This is a genomic window from Paramicrobacterium chengjingii (genome assembly GCF_011751765.2).
Lineage (GTDB): Bacteria > Actinomycetota > Actinomycetes > Actinomycetales > Microbacteriaceae > Paramicrobacterium > Paramicrobacterium chengjingii.
In genome coordinates this window covers 2,464,628-2,477,025 of the sequence record NZ_CP061169.1, presented here as the reverse complement: position 1 = coordinate 2,477,025, position 12,398 = coordinate 2,464,628, and the positions used below count along the sequence as shown (strand labels likewise).

Here is a 12,398-nt window from a genome sequence, read left to right as displayed (position 1 = left end):
TCTAAACTCCGACCAGACGGTTGCGAGTTCACAGTGGAAATGGGGGATCGTGGCGAACATTCATGATGTCGCTCGGGCGGCCGGAGTGTCGATCAGCACGGTTTCATATGCGCTGAGTGGCAAGCGGTCGATCGGAGAAGAGACGCGCAAGCGCATTTCCGCCGCCGTTCGTGATCTTGGGTATCGTCCTAACGCCGGCGCACGGATGCTTGCGGGAACCAAAACGCATATCTTCGCTGTCACGGCGCCGCTGCACGCCGAGACATACGCCCCAGCCCATATGGCGTTCGTACTCGCTGTCACCCAGGCGGCACGAACTCACGACTACGACGTGCTGCTGCTGACGGAAGATGAAGCAACCGCGGGGTTGCAGCGCGTCGCGGCAAGCAGACTCGTCGATGGCATCATCGTTCTCGATGTCGCGCGCGACGACGAGCGCACACGGCTGCTGCACGAGATTGATCTGCCCTCAACGGTGATCGGAATTCCGGACGACACCGAGGGGCTCGTGTGTATCGACCTCGACTTTCGTCGTGCGGCCGAGCTGTCGCTTGAGCGGCTCGTGGAGCACGGTCACCGGTCGATCGGGATGCTGGGGCATCCGCCGCGCGTGTACGAACGCGGATCCAATTTTCCCCATCGATTCCGTGCTGGTTTCCGCGATGCGGCGGACGCGTTGGCTGTGCGCAGCGCTGTCGCGCTTCCCGGTCACGGGCCTGCTGGCGTGCGCGCAGCGCTCAACGAGCTGTACGAGCAGCTTCCCGATATGACGGGTCTCGTGATGAACTGCGAAGAGCCGATTCAGACCTCTGCTCTCGATGAGCTCGCTGATCGTGGCATTGAGATTCCCCGAGACCTGTCCGTCGTCTCGGCGTGTTCGAGCTTCGACACGTCGCGCTTCTCACCACCGCTCGACGTGATTCCGCTCGTTGCCGCTGACTCCTGTGTGCGTGGCGTCGAGCTTCTTGTGGAACAGCTTGTGTCTGACGTCGAGCCTCACGTCGAACTCGTCGCTCCACAGTTTCTCGACCGCGGCTCCATCGTCACGCCGACTCCGACCAGCGGAAGGAACTGAGATTGTGACGGTGGCGATTGCTGCTGCCGCAGGTGCAGCCTTCCGATGTGCACGCCGCCCAGTAGAGTTTTAGTGTGGCAGTGCGCGGAAATAACCTAGACACCGTCCGGCGGCACAATCTCTCGACAGTTGTCGGTCTCGTGCATCGCAGCGGAGGCCTCTCGCGTTCGCGCCTGACAACGCTCACGGGGCTCAATCGGTCGACGGTCGCGGCACTCGTGGCCGAGCTGGTTGAGTTGGGTCTCGCCGTCGAGGAGCTTCCCGAGGGCAATCGCACCGTTGGCCGGCCGTCTCCGCTCGTTCGGCCTCACAGGGATGCTGTCGCCATTGCCGTGAACCCCGAGGTCGACGCCATCACAGTCGGCGTCGTCGGGCTTGACGCCGTTGTGCGTTCGCAGGTGCGCCGCGAAGTCGACGCGCCGCCGAGCCCCGAGGAGGCGGTGCGCATTACAGCTGGACTCGTCTCCGAAATGCTCAGCGAGCTTCCCGCTAGCGCCGTGATCCTCGGGCTTGGTGTTGCTGTGCCCGGCCTCGTGCGCAGCGTCGACGGCGTCGTGCGCCTCGCTCCTCACCTGGGGTGGGAGAATGTTCCGTTCGCGGCGATGCTCGCTGAGGCGACACATCTGCCCTGCTGGGGTGGCAACGATGCGAGCCTCGGGGCTGTCGCGGAGCGCAACTTTGGAGCGGGCGACGGGGTGTCGGACCTCATCTACCTCAATGGGGGAGCGAGTGGTATCGGCGGCGGAATGATCGTCGGCGGGGAACTGCTCGGCGGCATCGGCGGTTTCGCTGGAGAATTCGGCCACACACGTGTTGCGGGGGCCGCCGTCCCCGGTGCAACGCTCGAAGACGAAGTAAATCGAGCTCGGCTACGTGAGGCACTGAATATTCCAGGCGTCGATTCCGAGCAGTTGGAACGAGCGATCTTCAGCGCTCGTGACGACGATGCCGTCGCCGAGATCGATCGGCAGGTCGATATGCTGTCGACGGCGTTGCGCAACACAATCAACATCCTGAACCCGGCCCTCGTTGTGCTGGGAGGCTTCCTCGGTGCTCTCTATGAGGCGCGGACTGAGCAGATGACTCGCCTGGTCGGGCTTCAGACGTTGGGCCCCGCATTCGACGACGTCGCCATCGCCCGAGCAGCGCTCGGCGACGAGATTCTGCTGATCGGCGCTGCGGAGCTGGTCTTCGACAATGTTCTCGACGACCCGGCGCAGCTCACGAACGTCGCCGCGCAGCATCCAGTAGAGTAGAAGCTCTCGAATCGATTCGAGCGCTCGGATTCTGGCGTCCGAGCCGCCAATTCGGCGCATTTTCTCTGTTCGCATCTTGCTGACTCAAGGACTCGTTTGACTACTGTCGTGCACCCCGGTGACTCGCTTTCCGGCCGCCAGCGCCTCGTTTACGTGCTCGTACTCGGGGCGCTCACAGCGCTCGGTCCCTTCACAATCGACTTGTACCTGCCGGCATTCCCCGTGCTCACTGAAGAGTTCGCCGTTCCCGATTCGGTGATTCAGCTCACCCTCACAGGCACGACAATCGGATTTGCCGTCGGGCAGCTGTTCATGGGCCCATGGAGCGACAAGGTGGGCCGTCGCCTTCCGCTGATCATCGCCACGAGCGTTCACGTGTTTGCCAGTCTCGGAGCATCGCTGTCCCCGGATGTCGTGACGCTGCTGGCATTTCGTGTGCTGCAGGGCGCGGGAGCTGCTGCCGGCGGTGTTGTCGCGATGGCGATGGTGCGCGACCTGTTTGGCGGCAAGCCGCTCGTGCGAATGCTGTCGCGCCTCGCGCTCGTCAACGGCCTCGCGCCGATTCTGGCCCCGGTTCTCGGGTCGCAGCTGCTTCTGGTGATGCCGTGGCGAGGGCTCTTCTGGTTTCTCGCCGCCTATGGTCTCATCGTCGTTGCGTGCGTGTCGATATTCATCGTCGAGACGCTACCGAAGGAACGTCGGGTCGGCAAAGGACACGGCACCGTGGGCGAACGGTACAAAAACGTGTTCAGCGACCGCATCTTCGTCGGGGTCGCCGTGATCGGCGCTATGAACTTCTCTGGACTGTTCTCGTATTTGTCGAGCTCATCGTTTCTGTTTCAAGAGATGTACGCAATGGATGCTCAACAGTACGGCCTGCTCTTTGGGGCGAACTCGATCGGTGTCGTGATCGGCGTGCAGATCTCATCGCGCCTGATGCGCTGGTACGGGCCGCAGTGGGTGCTCGCCACGACGACGATTGTTCAGGTGTTGGCTGCATCGACGATGTTCGTGCTCGCTTTCACCGATGCGGGGCTGCTCGGCATCCTGATTCCCCTGTTCTTCTTCATCATGTCGTGTGGGTTCAGTTTTCCAGCTGTTCAGGTGCTCGGCCTGGTCAATCATGGGCGCGAAGCAGGAACGGCGGCCTCGCTTCTCGGCGCGCTCAACTTCGGCGTCGCCGGTCTGACGTCTCCAATCGTCGGCGCTCTCGGCGTGAGCACGCAGTCGATGGCTGGCGTGATGATCTGCACGGCCGCCATATCGATTGCGGCGCTCTGGATCATCGTGCGGCCGCGTTCGGTTCCTCAGCTGAGTGAGTAGGCGGGCCCCCGCACAGCACGACGCCCTCGCCGCGAGGGTGGCGAGGGCGCCGAGTCGAACGCGACGTGTCAGGCGTCGCGACGCTTGGTGAGGATCGCTCCGACAACGAGGCCGATCACGATCCAGGCTGCGAAGATTCCGAGCATCCAGGGCTGGTCGAGCGTCAGCAGCCCATCGCTGTCGAAACCGGGAGTCGGTGCCGGGCCCGAGCCTTCACCTGTGTACGCGAACATCGCAGCACCGACAGTGCCGGGCAAGATGTTGGCGATGTTCGCGGCCCAGGCTGCACCGGTGAAGCTGTAGACGATGTTGATGCCTACGGGCAGCACGAACAGCAGACTGACGGCGGTGGCAATGCCGCCCGCTGAGTTGCGCAGGATCGCACCGAGCGAGAACGACAGCAGCGCGATCAGCGCGAGGTAGCCGGCCGAGCCGATCAACGGGACGAGGACGTCCGGGTTGCTCAGCTCGGGGGCGACGCCATTGAGCGTGAAGATCGGAAGCGACACAGCAAGAGCTGCGGCGATAGAGATGAGCCCGACAATGAACGTCACGACGGTGAGCACGAGTGCCTTTGCCGTGTAGGCGCTCAGTCGACCGGGCGCGGCCGTATACGTCGTGCGGATCATTCCGGTCGTGTACTCGCCGCTGATCACAAGCACGCCGAGCACGGCGGCGATGAGCCCCGTGAAGTTGCCGCCGATCGTCAGGTACTGCGCGACAATGTTGTTCTGCGCGGCCTGCGGCAGACTATCGTCGCCGAGGTTGGCCGAAAGCGCCATGAGCATGCCGAAGCCAGCTGTCGCCAGAACGATCAGAACGTAGCACCACACCGTCGAGCGCAGGCTGCGCAGCTTGATCCATTCAGAGCGGAGCAGGCCGGAGAACGACAGGCGGATGCCGTCGAGCGGGCTGGGTGCGAGAGCGGTGGCGGTCATCGGACTTCCTCCGTGCGGTACTCGACCGCGTCGTTTGTGAGTTCAAGGTAGGCGTCTTCGAGTGAGGCGTTGACCGGGCTGAGCTCGTGCAGCACGATTCCCGCGGATGCCGCCGACTCGCCGATCTGGCGTGCGTCGAGTCCCGTCACCTCGAGAAGCCCGTTTTCACGCGACGTCACCGAGACGTCGGGGCCGGCGACAACGCGTGCGAGCTCGGCGGGCTGTGGTGTGCGAACGTGCACGAGGTTGCCCGTCGATGCGGCGATGATGTCGCTCATGGGAGCGTCGGCGATGATCTTGCCTTTGCCCAGCACGATCACCTGGTCGGCTGTCTGAGCCATCTCGCTCATGAGGTGCGACGAGAGAAACACGGTGCGTCCCTCGTTGGCGAGCTGGCGCGTCAGACGGCGCACCCACAAAACGCCCTCGGGGTCGAGGCCGTTCACCGGCTCGTCGAGAATCAGGGTGTGGGGGTCGCCGAGCATCGCTGCCGCGATGCCGAGGCGCTGGCCCATGCCGAGTGAGAATCCGCCGACGCGCTTCTTGGCGACGGTGCCGAGACCGGTCATCTCGATCACCTCGCTCACGCGCTTCTTCGGAATGCCATGGGTGGCGGCGAGAGCCAGCAAGTGGTTCTGTGCCGAGCGTCCGGTGTGCACGGCCTTGGCCTCAAGGAGGGCCCCGACTTCGTGCAGGGGAGCGCTGTTCTGCTGGTAGCGGCGGCCGCCGATCGTCACCGATCCGGTCGTTGGTCTGTCGAGTCCGACCATCATGCGCATGGTTGTCGACTTGCCGGCGCCGTTCGGCCCGAGAAAGCCGGTGACCATTCCGGGACGGATTGTCGCGCTGATGTCATCGACGGCGAGTTTCGAGCCGTATCGCTTGCTCAGGTGCTGAATTTCGATCATGGTTCAACGTTAGGCACCGTGCAAGCGTTGTCGCGTCCCCCTGTGGAATGACGCTGTCGTCGACAGGATGACATTGTGTCGCCCCAGAGTGCGACCCACCAGGCATGCGGATGCCGGGGCACGTGTGCCGCGGGTGATTAGCGCCGCGTGGGAGGCGGTGCCGTCGTTGCCCTCTGGATCAGGGACGTGGCGAGGCGAACGTGCGTGGCATCCGTCGACTCGCCGTTCATCAATGAGAGCAGGAGCTTCACGGCCTCGGCGCCGAGGCGCTGCATGGACTGCCGAACCGTCGTGAGCGGCGTGCTGATCTGCGACGCTTCGGGAATGTCATCGAAGCCCACGACGGAGAGGTCTCGGGGAACGCGCAGACCCATGCTCGCGGCGCGCTCGAGTACAGCGATCGCCGAGATGTCATTGGCAGCGAAGATCGCGGTGGGCGGGTTTGGACTGGAGAGCAGAGAGCTTGTGCGCTCTCGCGACTCGTCGGGCTCATACCGCCCCACACGCACGAGCTCTGGTGTGAAGGAGATGCCGGCTTCGCGCAGAGCCTGACGGTAACCTGCCTCGCGCAGAATCGACGATCGCAGGTCGGGTCGTCCGGCGACGAAGCCGATGCGACGATGCCCGAGCTCGATGAGGTGACGTGTCGCTTGCAGCGCACCGCCGAAGCTGTCTGACTCGACGGTGGGCAGATCGGCGCGTCCAGTGTGCGGGTCGACGGCAACGATGGGTATGTCGCTTGTCGCGCTGAGCACTGTCGGAGTGACCATGATGGCGCCGTCGATGAGCGTTCCGCTGAGCCTGCTCAGAGAACGACGCTCCCAGCCCTCGCTCTCGCGCTGTCGTGAGCCGCTGTACGCCAGAAGATCAAGCTCGGAATCGTGCAATGCTGCACCGACGCCTTTGAGGATCTCGGCGCTGAACGGCTCGAAATCGGCAACGAGCACGCCGACGACTCCGGTGCGTCGCGAGCGCATGCTGCTGGCGACGAGGCTCGATTCGTAGCCCAGCTTGTCGACGGCCTCCATGACACGCTTGATCGTCGCCGGAGCGATTCCGTAGCGTCCGTTCACTGCTTTCGAAACTGTGGCGACCGACACTCCGGCCGCCGCTGCCACATCGTGAATAGTCGCTCGTCGAGCCATGGGCAGACAGTAGCATGGAAAAGGATTTCGAAAACGTTTGACAACCTTCTGAGGCGTTGTCAGTATCGACCTACTCGATCGTGCGAGCACAGCAGCGAAAGCATGGATCGTGTGGCGTCAGCATCCCCCATCGCTGGCGCAGCACCGCGTCGTCCCTTCTGATGAGGGATGCGCTCAATGAAGAGAAAAGGTGAGACATGAAGACCAAGCGATGGCTCGCCGCGTCCGCGTCACTCGCGGCAGGGGCACTCCTGCTCAGCGGCTGCAGTGGAACCGGCGCGGCAGATGACGGCAGCACAGAGATGACGCTGTGGCACAATTCAACGACCGGCGCAGGAAAGCAGTTCTGGGTCGATGCTGCCGCAGCATTTGAAAAAGACCATGATGGCGTCACAATCAAGATTCAGGCGCTTCAGAACGAAGATCTCGACGGCAAGCTCCAGACAGCACTCAACTCAGGGAACGCACCCGACATCTTCTTGCAGCGCGGCGGCGGAAAAATGGCAGCCATGGTCGAAGCAGGCCAGCTGATGGATCTGACGGACGAGGTCTCGGACTCGGCCACAAGCGAGATATCGAAGGAGACGTTCGAGGCCGAGACATTTGACGACAAGATATGGGCGATGCCGATGGCAGTTCTGCCCGGAGGCATGTTTTACAGTCAGGACCTGTTCGACGACGCCGGGATCACAGAGAATCCCGAGACCATCGACGATCTCGTCGGTGCCGTCGAAAAGCTCAAGGACAGCGGCGTCGCCCCCATTGCTCTCGGTGCGAAAGACGCGTGGCCCGCGGCGCACTGGTTCTACTTCTTCTCGCTGCGCGAGTGCTCGTCAGACACGATGGCGACGGCAGCAGATGACATGGACTTCAGCGATGGATGCTGGTTGAAGGCGGCGCAAGACCTCGAAGACTTCGCATCGAACGAGCCCTTCAACGGGGGCTTCCTCACCACATCCGCCCAGCAGGGTGCCGGAAGCTCAGCGGGACTCGTCGCGAACCACAAGGCTGCCATGGAGCTTATGGGCGCCTGGGATCCGGGCGTGATCGGCTCGCTCACTCCAGACGAGAAGCCTCTCGCTGACCTCGCCTGGTTCCCATTTCCCGAGATCTCGGGTGGAAACGGTGAGCCCGGCTCGATGATGGGCGGCGTCGACGGGTACTCCTGCTCGGCAACGGCGCCTCCAGAGTGCGTCGAGTTTCTCAATTACCTGGCAACGGCCGATGTTCAAGAGAACTACTACAAGGCATTCAACGCGCCACCGGTGAACACCGAGGCGCAGAAAGCAGTGACCGAGCCCTACCTCAAGCAGATCATTGAGGCATACAACGAAGCCCCGTTCGTCTCGCAGTGGCTCGACACGGTATACGGGCTCAACGTCGGTAACGCTCTGAACGTCGCCGTCGTCGACCTTCTGGCAGGCAACGGCACGCCGGAAGGCATCATCGATGCCGTGACCGCAGCCGCGAAGAAAGGCTAAGGCGCATCAATAATGACCATTCGAACGCACTCACCGTCACAGCGACGCGTGAACGCAATCGATGAGTCGACGGGGGCGGGCACGATCGTGCCCGCCCCCGCACGGCGCCGCTCGAAAGGGCAGAGCTGGAGGACTCGACTCGAGATCATCGTTCTCGTAGGCCCCGCTCTTGTCATGTTCCTGTCGTTTGTGATCTTCCCCGTCGCAATGGCTGCCTATTACGGCTTCTTCCGATGGAAGGGCTACGGAGCACCCACCGATTTCGTCGGATTGCAGAACTACCTCACTATCTTTCAGGACTCCGCATTTCTCGAAGCGCTGAGCCACAACGGCATCATCGTCGTGCTCTCGCTCGTTCTGCAGGGCCCCGCCGCCATTCTGCTTGCACTGCTGCTCAACCGACGCATGCGAGGCCAATCGCTCATTCGCGTTCTCATCTTCATTCCGTACGTGATCTCAGAGGTCGTCGTGGGAACCGGCTGGGGGCTGATGCTGCAGTCGGCCGGCGCTCTGAACGGCTTTCTGGAGAAGATTGGGCTCGGCGCCCTCGCGCAGGACTGGCTCTCTGATCCGGCCATCGCGATGTGGACGCTCATGCTGATCATCACGTGGAAGTACATCGGCTTCGCCGTGATCATTTTTCTCGCCGGGCTCCAAGGAATCCCCGAAGAGCTCACCGAGGCTGCTCAGATCGACGGAGCATCCTTCTGGCAGATTCAACGCCGCATCACGCTGCCGCTCCTCGGGCCGACACTGCGCATCTGGGCGTTCCTGTCGATCATCGGATCGCTGCAACTCTTCGATCTCGTCTACATCGTGTGGGGACAATACATCGCCTCGACGGCCGGAACATCGACAATGGCGACGTACATGGTCGCGAGCGGCCGCAACTCGGGTAACTACGGCTTCGGAAACGCCGTTGCCGTTGTCATGTTCGTCATTTCCCTTGTCATTGCCCTTCTCTACCAGCGCTTCGTCATGAGACGTGACACCGAGGGCGCGATTACGGAAAGTGAGAAGTGATGGTCACCACTACGCTTCGTCCACGGCTATCACCGCGACGTGCGGGCGAGAAGCTGCGCTGGGGAAACCCCGTCGTCTATTTCATCGCGCTCATCGTGATCGCGCTCATGCTCGCGCCGATCGCATACGTCATTCTGGGCGGCTTCCGCACAAACGCGCAGATCACCACGGACCCGTCCGGGTTCCCCGCGCCGTGGGAGATCGGCAACTATCTCGACGTGCTCTTCGGCTCGGTGTTCTGGCACCAGGTGCTCAACTCAACGATCGCGGCCGTCGCGACGACGCTCGGCGCCGTCGTGCTGGGCGTGATGGCGAGCTACGTCATCGCCCGATACCCGTTTCGCGGCCGCGGCATCCTGTACTCGCTCTTTGCTGCAGGACTGATGTTTCCCATCACCGTCGCGATCACACCGCTCTACATCGTGATCAAGAACCTGGGGCTGATGAACTCTCTCGTCGGAGTGATCCTTCCTCAGATCGCCTTCGCGCTGCCGGTGACGATCATCATTCTCGTGCCCTTCCTTCGCGCGATACCCCGAGAGCTTGAGGAGGCGGCATTCATCGACGGATGCTCCCGCATCGGGTTCTTCTGGCGCATGGTCGTTCCGCTGGCGACCCCCGGCGTCATAACGACGGGCATCCTCGCCTTCATCGGCAGCTGGAATGGCTACATTCTTCCGCTGTTCATCTTGAATGACGCGGCGACCTTCACGCTTCCGCTCGGGGTGCAGGCGTTCGCCTCTCAGTACGCCGTCGACACGGCAAAGGTTCTCGCCTTCACCTCCCTGTCGATGATTCCTGCGCTCGTGTTCTTCAGCCTGTTCGAACGGCGCATCGTCGGCGGGCTCACCGGGGCGGTCAAGGGCTGAACCGATATGCACACACGTCTACGCAACACAGAAGAGAAGAGAAGAAGAGACATGGGTCACTTCGAGATGCCGCAGCCAACAGAGAAAGTGCAGGCACTGCACGCTCGGATGACGCTCGAAGAAAAGCTTGCACAGCTGGTCGGATTCTGGGTTGACCAGGGTGGCGAAGTCGTAGCGCCCATGGCCGATGAGATGGCGACGTCGAGCAAATATGACGAGGCAACGCCGCATGGCATCGGGCATCTCACCCGCGTGTACGGCACGAGGCCAGTGGATGCCGCGGAGCGCGCGACGTGGCTTGCAGGCGAGCAGAATCGACTGCGCACGCAGACCCGCCTCGGCATCCCGGCTCTCGTGCATGAGGAGTGCCTCACGGGTCTGGCCGCGTGGAAGGCAGCGACATTTCCAACCCCGCTCGCGTGGGGTGCCACGTTCGATGAGCAGCTCGTCGAAGAGATGGGCCGCCGCATCGGCGAATCGATGCGCGCTCTCGGCATCCATCAGGGTCTCGCGCCCGTTCTCGACGTGGTGCGCGATCCGCGCTGGGGTCGCGTGGACGAGTGCATCTCTGAAGATCCGTATGTTGTCGGGATGCTCGGAACAGCGTACGTTCGCGGCTTGCAGTCGCAAGGCGTCCACGCGACGCTCAAGCACTTTGTCGGGTACTCGGCATCCCAGTCGGGACGAAACCATGCGCCCGTGCACGCGGGGCCACGTGAGATCGCCGATGTTCTGCTTCCACCGTTCGAGATGGCCGTTCGCGACGGCGGAGTGCGCTCGGTGATGAACTCGTACGCTGAGATCGACGGCGTGCCCGTGGCATCCGACCCCGCCTATTTTGAGGAGCTACTGCGCGCAACATGGGGGTTCGACGGCGTCGTCGTCTCGGACTACTTTTCCGTCGCGTTCCTTCATCTGATGCACGGAATCGCCGGAGGTAAGGGGGAAGCCGCGGAGCTTGCGCTGACCGCGGGCATCGACATCGAGCTGCCAACGGGAGACGCCTATCTCGAACCGCTTGCCGAGCGCATCAGGGCAGGTGTCACCGACGAATCGATCGTCGACCGTGCCGTTCTACGCGTCCTCGCGCAGAAGGAAGAGCTGGGGCTTCTCGACGACGATTTCACATTTACACCGGAACCCGTCGACCTCGATTCACCCGAGCACCGCGATGTCGCCCGCCGGCTCGCCGAAGAATCAATTGTTCTGCTGACCAACGACGGAACCTTGCCGCTCGCGCAGACCACGGGCAAGCGCGTCGCTCTCATCGGACCGAACGCGGACTCCTCTGAAGCGCTCATGGGCTGCTACTCTTTTGCGAATCACGTGCTGGCCCACCACCCCGGGGTGCCCGTCGGCTTCGATATCCCGTCGGTTGCCGACACGCTCGCCGACGAACTTGCAGGTGCAGAGATCACTGTCGTGCACGGAAGTGACGTCACGGGAACTGACCGTTTCGGCATCGACGAAGCCGTTGCCGCCGCGCTCGACTCCGACGTGGCGATCGTTGTGGTGGGAGATCGCGCCGGGTTGTTCGGCCGCGGAACGGTCGGCGAGGGCAACGATGCTGAGAGCCTCGAGCTGCCCGGAGTGCAGCGGGAACTCGTTGAGCGCGTCGTCGCCACAGCAACTCCCGTGGTGCTCGTGCTGCTCACCGGCCGTCCGTACGCCATCGACTGGGCGATCTCGGGCAGCACACGGCCGGGTGCCGTCGTGCAGGCATTCTTCCCCGGTGAAGAGGGCGGCACCGCAATTGCCGGTGTGCTGTCTGGGCGGGTGAACCCGTCGGGGAGGCTGCCGGTGTCGCTTCCTCGTTCGGCTGGAGCCCAGCCGTACAGCTACCTGCACCCCGCACTCGGAGGAACGACAGATATCACGACGGCGACAAGCGACCCCGTGCTGCCCTTTGGATACGGGCTCTCGTATTCGACGTTCGAGCACACGGCGCTCGTCGTCGACGACATGGTGGTCTTCACAGAAGCGACGTTCACCGCTCGCGTCACAGTGCGCAATACGGGGGAGCGTCGTGGCACCGACGTCGTGCAGCTCTACGCACACGACGAGCACGCGAGTGTGACGCGCCCCGTCGCGCAGCTTGTGGGTTACGCTCGCGTTGAACTTGATGCGGGCGATTCCGTCGAGGTCTCCTTCCAGGTGCCGCCGACGCGGCTCGCGTTCACCGATCGGGAGATGCGCAAGGTCGTCGAGCCCGGGCGCATCCAGTTGTGGGTCGGGTCGTCGTGCGACGATCGCGAGACCCAGACGAGCGTTGAACTCACGGGCGAGACATACGAGATCACCGGCGCTGACGAGCGCGTCGTACACACGGAGGTGACGAGCAATGTCTCCGTATAGACGCACGGCGGCACGACGGCATCCC

General features: G+C 63.0%; 10 protein-coding genes. 7 read left to right on the top strand and 3 right to left on the bottom strand.

The window, feature by feature from the left end:
- Positions 1-49: 49 nt before the first annotated feature.
- The 3 genes from HCR76_RS12060 (at position 50) to HCR76_RS12050 (ending at position 3,654) form a co-directional block, all read left to right on the top strand.
- Positions 50-1,075 (top strand): LacI family DNA-binding transcriptional regulator, encoded by a 1,026-nt coding sequence (locus HCR76_RS12060; RefSeq protein WP_166990719.1) that lies wholly within the window; start codon positions 50-52, stop codon positions 1,073-1,075.
- Between the two features lie 74 nt (positions 1,076-1,149).
- Positions 1,150-2,331, top strand: a complete 1,182-nt coding sequence (locus tag HCR76_RS12055) for an ROK family transcriptional regulator (RefSeq protein ID WP_166990716.1) — start codon at positions 1,150-1,152, stop codon at positions 2,329-2,331.
- Positions 2,332-2,427: 96 nt separating this feature from the next.
- Complete coding sequence (locus tag HCR76_RS12050; protein ID WP_166990713.1) at positions 2,428-3,654, top strand: multidrug effflux MFS transporter; 1,227 nt, start codon at positions 2,428-2,430, stop codon at positions 3,652-3,654.
- Between the two features lie 68 nt (positions 3,655-3,722).
- Here the strand turns inward: HCR76_RS12050 and HCR76_RS12045 are convergent, their stop codons facing one another.
- The 3 genes from HCR76_RS12045 to HCR76_RS12035 form a co-directional block, all read right to left on the bottom strand.
- Positions 3,723-4,592, bottom strand: a complete 870-nt coding sequence (locus HCR76_RS12045) for an ABC transporter permease (protein ID WP_166990709.1) — start codon at positions 4,590-4,592, stop codon at positions 3,723-3,725.
- The gene (locus HCR76_RS12040) at positions 4,589-5,500 is read right to left on the bottom strand and encodes an ABC transporter ATP-binding protein (protein ID WP_166990708.1); all 912 of its coding nucleotides are present in this window, start codon (positions 5,498-5,500) and stop codon (positions 4,589-4,591) included. Before HCR76_RS12040 ends, HCR76_RS12045 begins: the two co-directional genes overlap by 4 nt.
- A 137-nt stretch (positions 5,501-5,637) precedes the next feature.
- Complete coding sequence (locus HCR76_RS12035) at positions 5,638-6,645, bottom strand: LacI family DNA-binding transcriptional regulator (RefSeq protein WP_166990706.1); 1,008 nt, start codon at positions 6,643-6,645, stop codon at positions 5,638-5,640.
- A 197-nt stretch (positions 6,646-6,842) separates the two neighbouring features.
- Between HCR76_RS12035 and HCR76_RS12030 the strand changes: the two genes are divergently transcribed.
- Genes HCR76_RS12030 through HCR76_RS12015 form a run of 4 tightly spaced genes read left to right on the top strand, consistent with a single transcriptional unit; the run spans position 6,843 to position 12,373 of the window.
- Positions 6,843-8,126: an ABC transporter substrate-binding protein gene (locus HCR76_RS12030; protein WP_166990703.1), complete on the top strand. Its 1,284-nt coding sequence runs from the start codon at positions 6,843-6,845 to the stop codon at positions 8,124-8,126.
- Positions 8,127-8,138: 12 nt separating this feature from the next.
- On the top strand, positions 8,139-9,149 hold the full coding sequence (locus tag HCR76_RS12025; RefSeq protein ID WP_166990700.1) for a carbohydrate ABC transporter permease: 1,011 nt from the start codon (positions 8,139-8,141) through the stop codon (positions 9,147-9,149).
- Entirely contained in the window at positions 9,149-10,018 is an 870-nt protein-coding gene (locus tag HCR76_RS12020) for a carbohydrate ABC transporter permease (RefSeq protein ID WP_166990698.1), read from the top strand. The genes HCR76_RS12025 and HCR76_RS12020 overlap by 1 nt, the downstream gene beginning before the upstream one ends.
- A gap of 51 nt (positions 10,019-10,069) precedes the next feature.
- Complete coding sequence (locus tag HCR76_RS12015; RefSeq protein ID WP_166990695.1) at positions 10,070-12,373, top strand: beta-xylosidase/alpha-l-arabinosidase; 2,304 nt, start codon at positions 10,070-10,072, stop codon at positions 12,371-12,373.
- Positions 12,374-12,398 lie beyond the last annotated feature (25 nt).